The sequence below is a fragment of the Actinomycetota bacterium genome, from assembly GCA_035765775.1.
In the GTDB taxonomy this organism is placed as follows: domain Bacteria; phylum Actinomycetota; class CADDZG01; order JAHWKV01; family JAOPZY01; genus DASTWV01.
This window is the reverse complement of the sequence record DASTWV010000055.1, coordinates 130473-148014: the sequence shown is the minus strand read 5'-3', so window position 1 is coordinate 148014 and position 17542 is coordinate 130473. Positions and strand designations below refer to the sequence as shown.

The 17542-nt window shown below is 69.6% G+C and carries 16 protein-coding genes; 8 read left to right on the top strand and 8 right to left on the bottom strand.

Annotated features, from left to right (window positions below; all coding sequences use genetic code 11):
* Positions 1–8 precede the first annotated feature (8 nt).
* Positions 9–491, bottom strand: coding sequence for a hypothetical protein (locus VFW71_12970; protein ID HEU5003670.1), 483 nt, complete (start codon positions 489–491; stop codon positions 9–11).
* A 97-nt stretch (positions 492–588) separates the two neighbouring features.
* Between VFW71_12970 and trxB the strand changes: the two genes are divergently transcribed.
* Positions 589–1566 carry a thioredoxin-disulfide reductase gene (gene trxB, locus VFW71_12965; GenBank protein ID HEU5003669.1) on the top strand — a complete coding sequence of 326 codons (978 nt, stop codon included), beginning with the start codon at positions 589–591 and terminating at the stop codon, positions 1564–1566.
* A gap of 46 nt (positions 1567–1612) precedes the next feature.
* Positions 1613–2686: an N-acetylmuramoyl-L-alanine amidase gene (locus VFW71_12960; protein ID HEU5003668.1), complete on the top strand. Its 1074-nt coding sequence runs from the start codon at positions 1613–1615 to the stop codon at positions 2684–2686.
* Between the two features lie 183 nt (positions 2687–2869).
* Here VFW71_12960 and VFW71_12955 read toward each other — a convergent pair whose 3' ends face one another.
* From VFW71_12955 to rpmH, 7 genes are all read right to left on the bottom strand, one after another.
* Entirely contained in the window at positions 2870–3868 is a 999-nt protein-coding gene (locus VFW71_12955) for a ParB/RepB/Spo0J family partition protein (protein HEU5003667.1), read from the bottom strand.
* The gene (locus VFW71_12950) at positions 3865–4824 is read right to left on the bottom strand and encodes a ParA family protein (protein ID HEU5003666.1); all 960 of its coding nucleotides are present in this window, start codon (positions 4822–4824) and stop codon (positions 3865–3867) included. The genes VFW71_12955 and VFW71_12950 overlap by 4 nt, the downstream gene beginning before the upstream one ends.
* Positions 4825–5014: 190 nt before the next feature.
* Positions 5015–5608 (bottom strand): R3H domain-containing nucleic acid-binding protein, encoded by a 594-nt coding sequence (locus VFW71_12945; GenBank protein ID HEU5003665.1) that lies wholly within the window; start codon positions 5606–5608, stop codon positions 5015–5017.
* Positions 5605–6954, bottom strand: coding sequence for a membrane protein insertase YidC (gene yidC / locus VFW71_12940; GenBank protein ID HEU5003664.1), 1350 nt, complete (start codon positions 6952–6954; stop codon positions 5605–5607). Before yidC ends, VFW71_12945 begins: the two co-directional genes overlap by 4 nt.
* Positions 6955–6959: 5 nt before the next feature.
* A complete protein-coding gene (gene yidD / locus VFW71_12935; protein ID HEU5003663.1) occupies positions 6960–7277 on the bottom strand; it encodes a membrane protein insertion efficiency factor YidD in 318 nt (105 codons plus the stop codon).
* Positions 7278–7288: 11 nt separating this feature from the next.
* The gene (rnpA, locus tag VFW71_12930) at positions 7289–7618 is read right to left on the bottom strand and encodes a ribonuclease P protein component (GenBank protein ID HEU5003662.1); all 330 of its coding nucleotides are present in this window, start codon (positions 7616–7618) and stop codon (positions 7289–7291) included.
* Between the two features lie 11 nt (positions 7619–7629).
* Positions 7630–7764 (bottom strand): 50S ribosomal protein L34, encoded by a 135-nt coding sequence (rpmH, locus tag VFW71_12925; protein ID HEU5003661.1) that lies wholly within the window; start codon positions 7762–7764, stop codon positions 7630–7632.
* Between the two features lie 587 nt (positions 7765–8351).
* Between rpmH and dnaA the strand changes: the two genes are divergently transcribed.
* The 6 genes from dnaA (at position 8352) to gyrA (ending at position 17517) form a co-directional block, all read left to right on the top strand.
* Positions 8352–9755 carry a chromosomal replication initiator protein DnaA gene (gene dnaA, locus VFW71_12920; protein HEU5003660.1) on the top strand — a complete coding sequence of 468 codons (1404 nt, stop codon included), beginning with the start codon at positions 8352–8354 and terminating at the stop codon, positions 9753–9755.
* A 286-nt stretch (positions 9756–10041) separates the two neighbouring features.
* Entirely contained in the window at positions 10042–11145 is a 1104-nt protein-coding gene (gene dnaN / locus VFW71_12915; GenBank protein ID HEU5003659.1) for a DNA polymerase III subunit beta, read from the top strand.
* 17 nt (positions 11146–11162) lie between these two features.
* Positions 11163–12287 (top strand): DNA replication/repair protein RecF, encoded by a 1125-nt coding sequence (locus tag VFW71_12910; protein ID HEU5003658.1) that lies wholly within the window; start codon positions 11163–11165, stop codon positions 12285–12287.
* Between the two features lie 29 nt (positions 12288–12316).
* Positions 12317–12823 (top strand): DUF721 domain-containing protein, encoded by a 507-nt coding sequence (locus VFW71_12905; GenBank protein HEU5003657.1) that lies wholly within the window; start codon positions 12317–12319, stop codon positions 12821–12823.
* A 93-nt stretch (positions 12824–12916) separates the two neighbouring features.
* Positions 12917–14920: a DNA topoisomerase (ATP-hydrolyzing) subunit B gene (gene gyrB, locus VFW71_12900; protein ID HEU5003656.1), complete on the top strand. Its 2004-nt coding sequence runs from the start codon at positions 12917–12919 to the stop codon at positions 14918–14920.
* Positions 14921–14967: 47 nt separating this feature from the next.
* Positions 14968–17517, top strand: a complete 2550-nt coding sequence (gyrA, locus tag VFW71_12895) for a DNA gyrase subunit A (protein HEU5003655.1) — start codon at positions 14968–14970, stop codon at positions 17515–17517.
* Positions 17518–17542 lie beyond the last annotated feature (25 nt).

Genomic DNA, 17542 nt, shown 5'->3' with positions numbered 1-17542 from the left:
ACTGGGGACTACTGGCCGGCGGCGAACCCCGCCGCCAAGGCCGCCAGGAGGAGCCCGAGCAGCGCCGCGGGGCCGGCGGCGCCCTTGAAGCTCGCCCCAGCCAGCACCGACCCAGCCACAAGCCCCACCACAGTGGTCGCCACCGCGATCGCCACGAACCGCCCATGGCGATGCCCGGCGGCGCCCCACGCCACGGCCCGGCCCACGACCACCCCGGCGATGATCGGCAACACGATGCCGAAGACTCCTAGATGGGCGAGCGTCGCTAGAGCCCCGATGAGCACGGCCACCGCCAGGCCGGCGCCGGTGGCTGCGGCGTAGTGCCGGGGTCGCCCGAGGGCGCCGGCGTGCAGCTTCGGCCGGGCGCAGGCCGGGCACTTCATGCCCACCGGCGTCTCCCGCATGCAGGCGGTACAGATCGGGTTCCCGCACGACGAGCAGGACACCCGGGTCATCCGCTTCGGGTGGTTGACGCACGCCTGACCGGCCATCTGGCCTTCCAGGCTACTGCCCACTATCTGCGCCCCGGCCCTATGCTGCCCGCCGGAGAGCGGGAATGCCGGCGGACGCGAGGGAGTTGGAGGCACCGTGAGCGAAGACACCGAGGAGCTGCACCACAAGGTCGTCATCATCGGGTCAGGGCCGTCCGGCCTGACGGCGGCGCTGTACACCGCCCGGGCCAACCTCGCCCCGCTCATGATCGAGGGCTTCGATGCCGGTGGGCAGCTGATGATCACCAGCGAGGTGGAGAACTTCCCCGGGTTCCCCGACGGCGTGATGGGCCCCAGCCTCATGTCACTGTTCCGCAAGCAGGCGGAGCGCTTCGGGACGACGTTCGTCACTGATGACGTGACCGAGGTTGACTTCAGCGATCGCCCCTACCGCATCGCAGTTCGCAAGACCACCTACACGGCGGACTCGGTTATCGTCGCCACCGGCGCCAAGGCGCGGATGCTCGGCCTGGATTCCGAGCAGCGCATGATGGGCCGGGGCGTGTCCACCTGCGCCACGTGCGACGGGGCGTTCTTCAAAGGCCAGGACCTGCTGGTGGTCGGCGGCGGGGATTCCGCGCTGGAGGAGGCCCTCTTCCTGCAGCGGTTCGCCACCCACGTCACCCTCATCCACCGCCGGGACGCGCTCCGGGGCTCGAAGATCATGCAGGACCGGGCACTGACCAGCGAGAAGATCTCGATCGTCTGGAACTCGGCGATCGAGGAGGTGCTCGGCGAGCATCGGGTCACGGGCGCCCGTCTCAAGAACCTGGTCACCGGTGAGGTATCCGAAATAGCGGCGGGCGGGATCTTCGTGGCCATCGGCCACACTCCCAACACGACCCTGTTCAAGGGCAAGCTCGAGCTCGATGCCGCCGGCTACCTGGTGGCCGGCCCCGCCCTCACCACGGACTGGGCGCCGGGCTGCCCGTACGCCACCCGGACCAGCGTCGAGGGCGTCTTCGCCGCCGGCGATGTCGTCGACCACACCTACCGCCAGGCAATCACCGCTGCTGGCACCGGTTGCCAGGCGGCCATCGACGCCGAGCGCTGGCTCGAGGAGCAGGGCCACTAAGAGCGACTGAGGCCCGGACCGAGCCTCCGGCAGTAGGCTGGGCGGAATGCGTCTAATCCGCCGGGGGGAGCACTCAGGGGCGGTGCAGGACCTCCAGGCGCGCCTCGAGCACCTGGGCCTGGTCATCGCCCCCGCCGAGCGCGGTGGGCTCTTCGGCCCCACCACCGAGCAGGCCGTCCGGGCATTCCAGCAGTCGCGTGGGCTCGACGTCGATGGGATCGTGGGTGATGCCACGTGGCGCGCGATGGTGGAGAGCTCGTGGGCGCTGGGCGGCCGGATCCTGCGCCAGGAGGAGCCCTACCTGCGGGGTGACGACGTCCGGGACCTGCAGATGCGCCTCAACGCGCTCGGCTTCGATGCCGGCAAGCACGACGGCATCTTCGGGGTGGAGACCGCCGCCGCCCTGCGGGACTTCCAGCGCAACCTGGGCATCGAAGATGATGGGATCGTTGGGATCGAGACGCTGCAGGCCCTGCGCCGCCTCCGCCTGGTGACCCGCATGGGACTGGGGCCCCGCATCCGGGAGCGCGAGGCACGCCAGTCCGGCCCTCCCGGCCTCGTGGGCAAGCGGATCGCGGTGGACGCCGGCCATGGGGGCGATGACTCGGGCGAGCGGGGACCCTCGGGCGAGGCGGAAAGTGAGATCACCTTCCACTTGGGCACTGCGCTCGCCGGGCTCCTGGAGGCCGATGGCGCCGAGGTCATGCTCACGCGGGGCCCCCACGACGGGCCGGCGGAGTCCGACCGAGCCCGGCTGGCCAACGAGGCCCGAGCGGATCTGTTCCTCTCCCTGCACCTGAACGCGCACACCAATCCCGAGGCGTCCGGGGCGGCGACGTACTATTTCGAGCACGGCGGGGTCGCCTCCGAACCGGGCGAGCATCTGGCCGGCCTTCTGCAGGTCCGCCTGGCGGCCGAGGGCCTCATCGACTGCCGGTCGCACGGCAAGGCGTATGCAGTGCTCCGTGAGACCCGGATGCCGGCCGTGGTCATCGAGCCCGGCTTCATCACCAACCCCGACGATGTGAAGCTGCTGGCCGATTCCCGGGCAGCCGCTCGCATCGTCGAGGCGGTGGCGGCAGCAGTGCGCGCCTACTTCACCCAGGCGGACTCTGCCTAGCCCCTGGAGCGCTACTTCCTCTCGAGCCCCTCGCGGGGGCGCCACTCCTGCCGCAGGGGTGGGCGTGCCCCTGGTACGGCCATTCCCTGCGGGTGGGGGGCCAGTTCTTTGTTGGCGGCGTGGTACAGCCCGGGGATGTACTACTCCTCCAACTATCGGCCGGCGGGGACGGCCAGGGACGGGCTAGCTGAAGGGGTCGTCCGGAAGGTCCTCGTAGGAGCGTTCCGGCACCATCCTGCTGTCCGGTTCCACGTGAAACGCGTCCTCTGGGCCCCCGAATGTGCGCTCCGTTGCCCCGCCGTCAGAGCCGGGGCCGGCCACGGCGGCCTCGTCCTCACCGCCGCCCTGGCGGAGCAGGCCCTCGCAGACCCGGTCGAGGTCGTCCCGGGAGCCGCACTCGATCACCACCCAGCCCTTGCGCTTGCCCATCGTGACCCGGACCCGGGTGGCAAGGGCCTCTGAGAGCGCCTCCCCCAGGTCCTCCAGCGCCGCCCGGGGCCGCCGGGGCGCAGGCGGGGCCTTGGGCACGTCCACCCGGTACTCCCGCACCAGCTCCTCGGTCTGGCGGACGGAGAGCCCCTCGGCCACCACCCGCTGCGCCACCCGTTCCTGCAGGGGATGGCCGTTGAGGGACAGCAATGCCCGGCCGTGCCCCGCCGAGATGCGATGATCCAGCACCAGGCGCTGGATTCCCGCCGGCAACTCCAGGAGGCGGAGCGCGTTGCTCACCGCCGGCCGGGAAAGCCCGAGGCGCTCGGCCAGGGCCTCGTGGGTCAGCCCGGCCTCGTCCACGAGCTGCTGGTAGGCGGCCGCTTCCTCGAGGGGGTTCAGGTCCTGGCGGTGGACGTTTTCCACCAGCGCCCGCTCCAGCGCGCCCCGCTCGTCGGTTTCGATGACCAGTGCAGGCACCGTGGTGAGGCCCGCCCGGCGAGCCGCACGCCAGCGGCGCTCACCGACCACGAGTTGGTACGTGCCGTCGGGCAGCGGGCGGACCACCACCGGCTGCAGGATGCCCACCTGGCGGATGGAGGCGGCCAGGTCGCTGATGGCCTCGTCCTCGAAGCTCCGGCGGGGTTGGCCCGGGTTGGGGACGATCGATGTGGTCGGGAGTTCCTCCAGGGCGTTGGCGCCGCTCGGGATCAGGGCGCCGAGGCCTCTGCCGAGCCCGGTACGGATCGTCACGGCTCTCCTCCTTCGTGCGCGCCGTCAGCCGGCGGGGAGTGGGATGCGGGAGCGGCGCTGGCCACCGGGACGGGGGTCTCCCCCTGGGTCTCCCCCTGGGTCTGGGCCCGGGTCTCGGCGCGGGTCTCCGCCGAGGGGAGCGGGCGCCCAAGGACCTCGAGGGCCAGGTTGTGGTAGGCGACTGCCCCCCGGGAACGGGGGTCGTGCAGGGCGGCGGGAACGCCAAACGACGGAGCTTCTGCCAGCCGGATGCTGCGGGGGATGACCGACTGGAACACCCGTCCGGAGAAATGGCCCCGGACCTGCGCCTCCACCTCCTCCGCCAGCTTGGTGCGGGCGTCGAACATCGTGAGCACGATGCCGGTCAGCCGCAGGGTGGCGTTCAGGCTGGAACGGATCAGCTGGACGTTCTTGAGCAGCTGGCCGACGCCCTCCAGGGCGTAGTACTCGCACTGGATGGGCACCAGCACCTCGGTGGCAGCCACCAGGGCGTTGACCGTCAGCAGCCCGAGGGAGGGCGGGCAGTCGATGAGCACGAAGTCGAACTCTCCCACCACCGGGGCCAGTGCCCGCTTGAGGCGCATCTCCCGGGACAGCATGGGCACCATCTCGATCTCCGCTCCGGCCAGGTCGATGGTCGACGGGAGGCAGAACAGGCCCTTGACCGCCGTCGGCTCGATCCCGTCTTCCAGCTGGCGCTCCTCGACGAGGACGTCGTAGACGGTGGTCGAGGCCCGCCGGGGATCGACACCCACCCCGGTGGAGGCATTGGCCTGCGGGTCGAGGTCGACGATCAGGACGCGGTGGCCCTCAAGTGCGAGCCAGGCGCCCAGGTTGACCGCGGTCGTACTCTTGCCCACCCCGCCCTTCTGGTTGGCGATCGCCAGGACGCGGGCGCCCGGGGCGGCGGGACCAGCGGGGGCAGTCAGGGCGTCTTCCAGGGAGTCCAGCACCACGATCGTCCTTCTCGTGCGGGCGGCGGGCGGCTCGTGCGGGCAGGCCCATGATATGCGCACGGCGGGCGGTGGCACGGATTTCGCGCACTCCAGGGGCGATCAGAAGGCCCTGTTTCACGTGGAACGAGGTGGTCCGCCTCCTGGTTTCACGTGAAACCAGGCAAAGCCTCAGATCGAGGTCGTGCGACGCCTAGTCTTCAGCCGGGGCGATGACCACCCGGCGGTAGGGCTCCTCGCCCTCGCTGAAGCTGGTGACCCCTTCGATCTCGCCGATGGCGTCGTGGATCACCTTGCGCTCGAAGGCGTTCATGGGCTCGAACTCCATCTCGCCCTCATCGAGCACCCGTGCCGCCAACTCGCGTGCCCGCTCCTGCAACGACTCTCGGCGCCGCTCCCGGTAGCCCTGGACGTCCAGGGTGATGAGCACCCGGGAGCGCACCTGGCGCTGGATGGCGCTGCGCATGAGTTCCTGGATGGCTTCCAGCGTTTGGCCATGATGACCGATGAGCAGGGCGGAGTCCGCGCCTTCGACGCTCACGTAGACCCGCCCGTCCCGAACCTCCGCGCTGGCGTCGCCATCCACATCCATGGCGTCCAGCAGGCCATCGACGAAGTCGAGGGCATCCTCGGAGGCGATCACCAGGCGGTCCTCCTCGGTCTCTTCCCCGCCTTCCTGCTCCTCCGGCCCGGCCGGCGGGGGTGTGCTGCCGTTCCGGGCGCTCGCCTCTTCGGGATGCTCCGCGGGCACACCTGCCATGTCCTCCACCTCCGGGATATCACTCATCGTCGGTTTCGCTTCCGGGCGCTCGAGGCCGCCCGCTGGGGCCGGGGCCGGGCCGATCCTGCGGTGCCGGCCGGCGTGCCGCCGGCGTCAGGACTGGGCTCCGCAGGGGCCGGCTCTGCCCCATTCCCGTCGCCCCGGGCGGGCACCGGCGTCGCGGGGGGCTTCCCGTTGTCCGGGCCGGGCTTGGCACTCGAATCTGCTTTGGCCTCCACGGGCTTCGCCTCGGGCGCCTTCCCATTCGCCTTCCCATTTGCCTTGCCGTTCGCTCCGGCAGGCTTCGCCGGGCTTCCGGCTCCGGTCTTGGCCTCGGCGGCGCTCTTCGTGGGCGCCGCGGGCCGCTTCCCCTTGGTGGCGCCATTCTGTTGGCCCCCGCCCGCTCGCCCGTTCCCGGTGCCGGCCTTGGTGCCCGTGCGCTCCGGAGCGGTCTTCACATCGCCCTTCCTACCCTCGCCACTCCCGGTGCCCTTGCCGATGGCCGCCTTCGGCTTGCTGGAAACTCCCGAGCCAGCCGAACTACCACCTCCCATGGCCTTATCGGCGGCGGCCACTGCAGGGGACCCGCCGGCACCGGCTTGCTTCCCCAGAACGAAGTACTGCTGGACGATCGTCCACGCATTGCTGGCCACCCAGTAGATCGACACGCCGGCCGCCAATTCCAGCGAGAACACACCGAGGACCACCGGCATGATCTTGCCCATCATCTGCATCTGCTGATTGCCGCTCTGGCCGGGGGACACCGCCATGATCTGCTTCTGCTGGTACCACGTGGTGGCCACCATGAGGAAGACGAGGATGATGTAGGGGATAGCATGAACCAAGCCGTCGCTCTTCACGAAGGCCACCGGCGACACGCCCAGGTTCATCCCCAGGAACCCGGCGTGGCCGAGGTGCCCGGGGGTAACCTCCCGGATCACCGCCCGGAGGGCGCTCCCGACCGGCAGGTACTTCACGCCCACGAACCCGGTCATACAGGCCTTGGAGTGGGCGACGGTCTTGCCACATCCGTCGAGCACCCGGTAGAGGGCCCAGAAGATCGGGAGCTGCAGGAGGAGGGGGAGGCACCCGCCCAACGGGTTCACCTGGTGCTCCTTGTACAGCTTCATCATCTCTTCGTTGAGCTTCGCCTTGTCCCCGCCCTTGTACTTCGCCTGCAGGCGCTTCAACTCGGGCTGCAGCCTCTGCATCTCCTGCATCGAGCGGGTCTGCTTGATGGTGAGCGGCAGGAGAACCAGCCGGACCGCGATCGTGAGCAGGATGATGGCAACGCCGTAGTTCGGAACAAGGTTGTAGAACGAAGACAGGGAGCTTCCCAGAAGTTTTAGGAGGTCGTTCCATAGGGAGATCATTGGCGCTATCCCGCCCTCACCACTAGATTCTCGGTCTCCGACAGACCAATGGAATTCTCATCTGCCTGGAGCGGCGGCACGTAGTCGAACCCACCGGGATTCCACGGGTGGCACCGGCTCAAGCGGCGCACCGCCAGCCAGCCGCCCCGCCGCAGCCCGTGCACCCGCAGCGCCTCCTGGGCGTAGGCGGAGCACGACGGGTAGAAGCGGCACCGTGCCCCCAGCAACGGGGAGATCACCGCCCGGTACGCCGCGATCAGCCCGATCAGGGGCAGGGCGGCCCACTGCCCCGGGCGGCGCCGGGTCATCGGGTGCCGGGTCATCGGGGAGTGGCTCATCGCGCCCTCGGAGTTTCCCGGGCGGCCTGCGCCACGCCGGATGCCACGCGCTCGGACAGGCCCGCGAAGCTCAGGGTGGCGGCCTCGGGGCGCACGACCACCACGCAGTCCACCGGTCCCAGGTTCGGCGACAGCTCCCGCCAAATCGACCGGATACGGCGTTTCATTCGGTTGCGTTCCACCGCGCCACCCACCGTCCGGGGCACCACCAGTCCCAGTCGTGGTTGCCCACCTCCGTCCCGCTCGCATACGTGCACCACCAGCCCGCCAGCTCCCCGGCCCCGACCGCTGCGGAGTACCCGGCGGAACTCAGCGGGGGAGCGCAGCGTTGGTCGGTCTAGGCGGAGAGGCGAGCGCGGCCCTTTTGGCGCCGCCGGCTGATCACGGCCCGGCCGGCGCGGGTGCGCATCCGGATCCGGAACCCGTGGGTCTTCTTGCGCCGCCTGGTGTTCGGTTGGAACGTCCGCTTCATCGCTCACCTCAGGTAGTCTCCTGGCCGCCGCACGCGGCCCAAGGCCCGCCGAGTATAGTCGGCGCCTCCCGGCTCGAGAAGCCGGTATCCCAACTGTATCCGGTTTCGCCCTTCCCGAACGCCCGGCAGCGTCCGGCCCCGGTCGGGAGTTGGTCATGGCCCGGGTATGGCCTGGTCAGGGCCCTGGTCCGGATGGTTCGGGAGGTTGCACCGAGCGCCCGCACCCCGCGCCGGTTTCCCTGTCTTGTGGGTCACAGCGGGCCGCGCTTATAATGGGTTCCAGGCGACATTTCGCGGCTTCTAGCCGGTTAGCGTCACCACTTCCCCGGTGGCTCGCATGCCAGTGGGGCGCGCCCAAAAGTAGTCGCCTGAGCTTTCTAGCAACCGTAGCCGGGAGGGGTCAACAGACATGGCGTACATGGGTTTGTCCACATTTGTGGATGAGGCTGTGGAAAACCCCTCCATCCAGCGTGCCGGCACCCAAAACACCCCCCTTTCACCGGCGTCCGCGAGGCCCCCCGAGGCCTTCGAGGGCCACAGCGGTGTGGACAACCTCCTCAGTCTTCGCGCCTCATGCAGGTGATCCGGTGAATACCGGGCCGGCCGCCTCAGAGACCGGTGCCCGGGAAGGCCAGGTCGCGCCGTCACCGGCGACGATCTGGGATGCCGCTCTCCTCCATATCCGCGGGCAGGTGTCCACCCCGGTCTTCCAGACCTGCTTCATGCCCCTGCGCCCCGGCGACCAGACCCCTGAGAGCTTCGTCCTCTTCGTACCCAGCCGGTTCGTGAAGGAGTCGATCGACCCGCGCTACGTCCCGCTCATCACCCAGGCGGTGGCCGGAGCCGCGGGTGAGATCCTCGACGTCGAGCTCCTGCTCGACCCGACTCCTGTGGCGCCGTCGCACGGGCTCTCGGTGGGCAACGGCCATGCTGGTCCTGCCCGCCGGGGGGACTCCAGCCCCCTCAACCCGCGCTACACCTTCGACAGCTACGTCATCGGCGCCTCCAATCGCTTCGCCCACGCCGCCGCCCTGGCAGTCTCCGAGACCCCCGCCCACGCCTACAACCCGCTGTTCATCTACGGCGGCGTCGGTCTCGGCAAGACCCACCTGCTCCACGCCATCGGCCACTACATCCAGCAGATCCAGCCCAACGCAGTGGTCTGCTACATCTCCAGCGAGCGCTTCACCAACGACTTCATCGATGCCGTCGGTGATCACGGCCGGATCGCCGGCTTCAAGCGCCGCTACCGGGAGAACGACGTCCTTCTGGTGGACGACATCCAGTTCCTCGAGAACAAAGAAGCCACCATCGAGGAGTTCTTCCACACCTTCAACACGCTGCACGACGCCCAGCGCCAGTTGGTCCTCACCTCCGATCGCCCCCCGAAGCAGCTCGGCCTCGAGGAGCGGGTACGGTCCCGGTTCGAGTGGGGCCTCATCACCGATGTCCAGCCGCCCGATCTCGAGACCCGCATCGCGATCTTGCGCAAGAAGGCGGCCCTGGACGGCGCCAGCCTGCCCGACGACGTCCTCGCCTTCATCGCCTCCCGGGTCGAGTCCAACATCCGGGAACTCGAAGGCGCCCTCATCCGGGTCCTCGCTTTTGCCAGCCTGGACCATCGACCGGTGTCTCTTGCTCTGGCCGAGACGGTCCTGAAGGACCTCTACCCGGAGAGTGGCCCGGCGAGCATCACCTCCGACCTGATCCTTGCCGAGACCGCCCGCTACTTCAATCTCAGTGTCGAGGAGCTCGTGTCCCCGAACCGGAACCGCCCGGTGGCCAATGCCCGCCAGATGGCCATGTACCTGTGCCGCGAGCTGACCGACCTCTCGCTGCCCCGCATCGGGCAGCGCTTCGGTGGCCGGGACCACTCCACCGTGATGCACGCCACCACGAAGATCCGCGGGCTCATGAACGAGCAGCGCTCCACTTACAACCAGATCCAGGAGCTCACCACCCGGATCCGCACCCGGGCCAAGGCCCTGTGAACAACCCGCTGACAACCCTGTGGACCGCCCTTCTTCCCGTTCCCTCTGCCGGGCCGTCCCGGAGGAACCCCGTCGTGTCCCCACCGGGCCCACAGCCCGATCTGGCCTGCGACCAGCCGGAATGCAGGTTGTCCGCAGGATCCACAGCCCCTACTGCTATCGCTGACTATCAATCTTCTTCCTCGCGAAAACCTCTGCCTGCGTGTAAACCCGCATTTTTTGTCGTACCTGCTGAGTACTGTCTTGCCCGAGGCCCTGAGAGCCGGATCCGCCGAAGGAGGGTGTGATGCATCTGGAAGCCGAACGCGACGAATTGGTAGAGCACAGTCAGGCGGTCCTGCGAGTGGTGTCCGGCCGGGCCACCCACCCGGTCCTGGGAGGGGTCCGGATCTCGGCCACCGCCGGGAGGGTTGAGCTGGCCGGGACGGATCTCGAGATCTTCGTCGCCGTCACCGGCGAGTTCTCGGTGGCCGAGGAGGGCGTCCTGGTGCTGCCCGGCAAGCTCTTCGGTGAGGTCCTGCGCAGCCTGCCCCCGGGCAAGGTGGTGGTCGAGACCCGAGGCAGTGAGGCGGTGATCCGGGGCGGCAAGGCGGAGTTCTCGTTGAGCACCCTGGCCGCCGAGGACTTCCCGGAGTTCGCCGAGGTCCAGGGCCATGCCGTGGCCACCGCCGAGGCCTCGGATCTCGGGCGGGCGCTGCGCCAGGTGGTGCGGGCGGCCAGCACCGACGAGGTCCGCCCGGTGCTCACCGGGGTGCTGTGGTCGTTCTCGGAGGGCACCGTCCGGCTGGTCGCCACGGACAGCTACCGCCTGGCCCTCCGGGAGGTCACCTTGAAGGAGGGACCGCCCGAGGGGGACCTGATCATCCCGGGCCGGACACTGGTGGAGCTGGGCCGGCACCTGACCGCCCCCGGGACCGGCGGCGAGATGACCATCCGGATCGGTGAGTCGCAGGTGGGCTGTGTGGTGGGGCGGACGTCGTTGGTGAGCCGGCTGATCGAGGGCGAGTTCCCCAAGTACCGCTCCCTGGTGCCCGATGGGTACCCCAACCGGCTGACCGTGAACCGGGAGGAGTTCGCCCAGGCGGTGCAGCGGGTGAGCATCGTCGCGGGCCAGAACACCCCGGTGAAGATCCACCTGGCGGACCAGGTGCGCCTGACCGCGGTGGAGGCCGGCATCGGCGAGGCGGTGGACGACCTCGAGGGTGCCAGCTACGACGGCGAGCCGATGGTGGTCGCCTTCAACCCCCGGTTCCTGGGCGACGGCCTCGATGCCCTCGAGGGCGAGCAGGCGGTCCTCGAGGTGATGTCGCCCACCAAGCCGGGCGTGCTCCGGGGGGAAGATCACCCCGAGTTCACCTACATTGCCATGCCCGTGCGCCTGTCCCGGTAGAAGCTGGATGTGTGGAGATGCGCAGCCTCGTCCTGACCGACTTCCGCAACTACGCCACCGCCGCGGTGGAGTTTGCGCCTGGGCTGAATCTCGTCCTGGGCGAGAACGGCCAGGGCAAGACGAACCTGGTCGAGGCGATCGCCGTGCTGTGCGGGACCGGGTCGCACCGGGGGGCCACCGGTGAGGCGATGGTGCGCCTCGGCGCCGAGCGGGCCATCGTGTCCGGCGCCGGCCGGGACAGCGGGCGGGACGTCCGGGTCGATGCCGAGGTGAAACGGGCGGGAGGCACCCGGCTGCTGGTGAACCGGGTCCCGGTGGAGCGTCACGGCGGCATGCCCATGGTGGCCGTGGCGTTCTCACCCGACGACCTCGTGATCGTGAAGGGACCGCCCGACGAACGCCGCCGGCTGCTGGACCAGGGTGCCGCCCGCCTGCGGGTGCTGGCCGGCGCCGAGCGCCAGGAGTTCGAGCGGGTGCTGCGCCAGCGGACGGGTCTGCTGAAGGCGGCGGTCAACAGCCGGCGGGCGCTGGCCACGCTCGATGTCTGGGACGAGTCGTTCGCCCGCACGGGGGCGGTGGTGATCCGCAACCGGCTGGCCGTGCTGGAGCGGCTGCTGCCCGAGGTCCAGCGCCGCTACGGCTCGCTGGCCGGGCCCGGGGCCGAGGTCGACCTGCAGTACCGGCCCACCTGGGTGACGCCCGAGGACCTGCCCCCGGCGGGCGAGGGCCGGACGGCGGCGGTCACCGAGGGCCTCGTGGCCGCGCTGGCTGCGGCCCGGGGCCGGGACCTGGAGCGGGGGGTGAGCACGGTGGGTCCGCACCGGGACGACGTCGAGGTGCGGCTGAACGGCGCCGACGCCCGGACGTATGCCTCGCAGGGCGAGCAGCGCAGTCTGGCCCTGGCCCTGCGCATGGCCGAGCGGGACCTGGTGGCCGGCGAGCGGGGCGAGGATCCCATCCTCATCCTGGACGACATCTTCTCGGAGCTGGACGACGCCCGGCGGGAACACCTGGTGGCCATGGTGGCCGGGTCCGGCCAGACCATCGCCACCGCCACCAGCGGGGCGGGGTGGCCGGTGGGCTCCGGCCGCGCGGTCGAGCGGATGTTCCTGGTGGACGCCGGCGTGGTCCGGGTGGCATGAAAGATGGCACCCGATGCCTGACGACTTTGATGCCTGACGACCCCACGCCCCTCCGCTCCCTCCTCGGGCCGAGCGCCCGCCGCTGGGGGCTGGACAACCCCGCCGCCGTGGGGGCGGTGTTCGGCGACTGGCGCCAGATGGTCGGGGACCGGGTCGCCCAGCGGTGCTCGCCGGCCAGCCTCACCCACGGAGTGCTGAAGGTATGGGTGGAGAACCCCGCCTGGGGCAAGGAGCTGCAGTACCTTGCCCCCGAGATCATCCGCCGGGTCAACGCCGCGGTCCCCGGCGAGCCGGTCAAGGAGGTCAAGGTGGCCCTCAAACCGCCCATCGGCGTGCCCGGTGGGCGCCCGGCGGGGAGGGCTGCAGCCCGGGGGGCGGGGCAGTCCTCGGCGACCGCACCTATTCGCACCGCGCGGCCTTCCGGGGCCGGGATCGACGCCGATCAGCTGGTCTCCGGGATCCCGGACGACCGGCTGGCTGCGGCCACCAAACGCGCGCTCCTGGCAGCCCGGTCACATTCCGGCAGAGGGCACTAGGCCGGTGGTATACTTACGTCAACACCCTGGTGCGCGGATCTGGCCCCCCCAAGCGGTGGCGGGCCCCATCGCAGCAAGCTTTCGAGGCAACCGATGACCGATGAACCTGAGCAGTCCGCGCCCGTCGTTCCCACGCCGGCCGGAACCAATGCCCGGAATGACGGGGCCGTACCGGCTACCCGGGCCAACAGCCGCTCCACGTTGACCAGCTATACCGGCGAGGACATCACCGTCCTCAAGGGTCTCGAGGGCGTCCGGCGCCGGCCGGGCATGTACATCGGCGACACCGGTGCCCGGGGACTCCACCACCTGCTGGTCGAGGTGGTGGACAACTCCATCGACGAGGCCCTCGCCGGCTTCGCCGACCGCATCGACGTCACCATCCACGCCGACAACTCGGCCACGGTCCGGGACAACGGCCGGGGCATCCCCATCGACCCCCCCAAGGGCCAGCGCCGCTCGGCGGTGGAGGTGGTCATGACCGAGCTGCACGCCGGCGGCAAGTTCGAGGGCAAGGGCTACCAGATCTCGGGCGGGCTCCACGGCGTCGGGGTCTCGGTGGTCAACGCCCTGTCGCTGTGGCTGGAGGTCGCCGTCGCCCGGGACGGCTTTTTGTACCAGGCCCGCTTCGAGCGCGGCCACACGGTGTCCGCCCTGCAGAAGATCGGCCCGGCGAAGGCCTCCTTCAAGCAGGGCACCGAGGTCACCTTCCTGCCCGACCCCAAGGTCTTCACCGAGACCACCGAGTTCGATTACGACACCATCGCCCGCCGGCTCCGGGAGCAGGCGTACCTCAATAAGGGCATCGAGCTGCGCCTGCTCGACGAGCGCACCGGGACCTCGGACAACTTCAAGGCCCCCGGAGGCATCAAGGACTTCGTCAAGTCGCTGACCGCGGGGCGCGAGGTGCTGCACCGCGTGGTGGAGTTCGACAAGCATGGCGACGGCCAGGAGATGGAGGTCGCCCTGCAGTGGAGCGCCACCTTCACCGAGTCGATCCACTCCTTCGCCAACACCATCAACACCCACGAGGGTGGGACCCACGAGGAGGGCTTCAAGCGGGCGCTCACCACCCAGATCAACCGCTACGCCAAGGACAAGAACCTCATCAAGGAGAAAGAGGGGCCGCTGCAGGGCGAGGACATCCGGGAGGGCCTCACCGCCATCTTGTCGGTCAAGCTCCGGGAGCCCCAGTTCGAGGGCCAGACCAAGACCAAGCTGGGCAACTCCGACATGCGCAGCTTCGTCGAGGGGGCGGTGTACGAACGCCTCGCCGAGTGGCTGGAGGAGAACCCCACCGATGCCCGCCGGATCATCGCCAAGGCCGAGCAGGCCGCCCGGGCGCGGATGGCTGCCCGCAAGGCCCGGGACATCGCCCGCAAGTCGGCGTTCGAGCACGGCGGCCTGCCGGGCAAGCTGGCCGACTGCTCCACCCGGGACCCCCGCCGCTCCGAGCTGTTCATCGTCGAGGGGGACTCCGCCGGTGGCAGCGCCAAGGGGGGCCGGGACCGCGAGTTCCAGGCCATCCTGCCCATCCGGGGCAAGATCCTGAACGTCGAGAAGGCCCGCCTGCACAAGATCCTGGAAAACAAGGAGGTGCAGGCGCTCATCACCGCCATCGGCACCTCGATCGCCGAGGAGTTCGACCTCTCCAAGGCCCGCTACAACAAGATCTGCCTCCTGGCCGACGCCGATGTGGACGGCCAGCACATCACCACCCTGCTGCTGACCTTCTTCTTCCGCTACATGCCGGAGCTGATCGACGCCGGGTACGTCTACCTGACCCAGCCGCCGCTGTACAAGACCATCATCGAGGGGAAGAAGCGCTACACCTTCTCCGACGACGAACGCGACGCCCTGCGGGCCGAGTACCCCAAGCGGAACCTGAAGTTCGAGCGCTTCAAGGGTCTGGGCGAGATGGATGCCGAGGAGTTGTGGGCCACCACCATGGACCCGCTCACCCGCATCCTCAAGCGGGTGCAGATGGAGGACGCCGCCCTGGCGGACGAGATCTTCTCCATCCTCATGGGCGAGAACGTCGAGAGCCGCCGTGCGTTCATCACCAAGAACGCCAAGTACGCCACGCTCGATGTGTAAGTGGCTGCGCGGCGTGACGGCCGATGCGAGTGAGGGGGTGACGACCCGTGCCTGACGACGGCGACGAGACTCCCACCCAGCCCCCCCTGACCGACGGCGAGATCGTCACGGTCGACATCGAGGCTGAGGTGCAGCGGTCGTACCTCGACTACGCCATGAGCGTGATCGTCGGCCGGGCGCTGCCCGACGTGCGGGACGGCCTGAAGCCGGTGCACCGCCGCATCCTGTGGGGCATGGACGGCCTCGGCGCCCGCCCGGGCGTGCAGCACATGAAGTGCGCCCGGGTCACCGGTGAGGTCATGGGCAAGTACCACCCGCACGGCAACCAGGCCATCTACGACGCCCTCGCCCGTATGGCGCAGGACTTCGCCATGCGCCACCCGCTGGTGGACGGCAAGGGCAACTTCGGGTCGGTGGACGGAGACCCGCCGGCGGCCGAGCGCTACACCGAGTGCCGCCTGGCGCCGCTGGCCATGGAGCTCCTCCGGGACATCGGCGAGGACACCGTCGACATGGTCGCCAACTACGACGGGCGGGAAGAGGAGCCCACCATCCTGCCCGCCCGGTTCCCGAACCTGCTGGTGAACGGTTCCACAGGCATCGCCGTCGGCATGGCCACCAACATCCCGCCCCACAACCTCGGCGAGATCATCGACGCCACCCTGGCCCTGCTCGACAACCCCGACCTCAGCGGGGAGGACCTCATGGAGATCATCCAGGGGCCGGACTTCCCGGGCGGCGGCGCCATCCTGGGCCGCCAGGGGATCCGGGACGCCTACCTGACCGGCCGGGGCAGCATCCGGGTCCGGGGCAAGGCCGAGATCGAAGACTCGAAGCGGGGCCAGCGCATCGTCATCACCCAGCTGCCGTACATGGTGTCGGGCGACCGCCTCCTCGAGAAGATCTACGACCTGGTCGAGTCCAAGCGCATCGTCGGCATCAGCAACGGGCGCAACGAGTCCAACCGCAAGGGCATCCGGATCGTGATCGACCTGAAGCGCGACGCCATCCCCCAGGTCGTGCTCAACAACCTCTACAAGTTCACCCAGCTCCAGGACTCGTTCGGGATGAACATGCTGGCCCTGGTGGACGGCGTGCCCCGCACCCTGCCCGTGCGCGACATCCTCAAGGCATACCTCAACCATCAAGTTGAGGTTGTCACCCGGCGCACCCGGTACCGCCTGCGCAAGGCCGAGGCGGACCTGCACAAGCGCATCGGCCTGCTGGTCGCCCTGGACCAGCTCGACGCCATCATCACACTCATCCGGGAGGCGGAGTCGGCTTCGGCCGCCCGTGCCCAGCTCATGGACCGGGAGTGGATCGTGAGCGCCGAGACCGAGGAGCTGCTGGCCCGGGCGGGCGCCGACCGCCACGGCACCCCGCCCGAGGGCCGCACTCCCGGGGCCGGCTTCTTCCTGTCCGAGACCCAGGCCTCCGAGATCCTCGACATGGCCCTGCGCCGCCTGGCCGGCCTCGAGCGCCAGAACCTGCGGGAGGAGGCCGAGTCGCTCGCCGGCCAGATCGCCGAGCTGCGGTCGATCCTCGACTCGCCTGCCCGCCTGCGCCGGGTGATCAAGGACGAGATGCTCGGGATCCGGGAGAAATTCGCCAACCCACGGCGGACGGCGATCATCGCCGACGACGGTGAGATCGACATCGAGGACCTGATCCCGGACGAGGACGTGGTGGTCACCATCACCCGCTCCGGCTATATCAAGCGCACGAAGTCGGCCATCTACAAGCTGCAGGGCCGGGGTGGGAAGGGAGTCATCGGCGCGAAGCCCAAGGAGGGCGACATCGTCTCCACGGTGCTCACCACCACCAACCACGCCTTCGTCCTGGTGTTCTCCAACAAGGGCAAGGTGTACCGGATCAAGGCCCACGAGATCCCCGAGAAGGAGCGCACCGCCCGGGGCGTGTCGATCCGCAACATCCTGCCCTTCGCCCCCGACGAGGCGGTGGCCGCGGTCATCGACACCCGGGACTTCGAGGCCCACAAGTTCCTGTGCGCCGCCACCAAGAAGGGGATCATCAAAAAGACGGAGTTCACCGCCTACAACACCTCCCGCAAGGACGGGATCATCGCCCTCACCCTGCGGGACGACGACGAGCTGATCATGGTGAAGGCGACCTCGGGCGACGACGAGCTCATCATGGTCTCCCGCCGGGGCATGGCCATCCGCTTCGTCGAGTCCGAGGTGCGCCCGATGGGCCGCACCGCCGGCGGGGTCATCGCCATGCGGCTGGAACCTGACGATGTCGTGGTCGACTTCGACGTCGTCGACCCCAACGCCGAGCTGCTGCTCGTGACCGATGCCGGCTACGGCAAGCGGACGGCCCTCGAGCGCTTCCGCCCGCAAGGCCGGGGCGGCAAGGGCCTGATCGCCGCCAAGCTGCCCACCCGCCGGGGCCACATCGCCGGCGCCTGGGTGGTGCGCCCAGGCAACGAGGTGTTCCTCATCGCCAGCGACGGCCAGGTGATCCGCATCGAGGCCCGGGCCATCTCCCGGCAGGGCCGGGACACCACCGGCGTGCGGATCATGCGCCTCGATCCCGGGGTGTCGCTGGTGGGCCTGGCCCCGGTCACCGAGGAGTAGGGCACGCAGAAGACGAGCGGAGCCT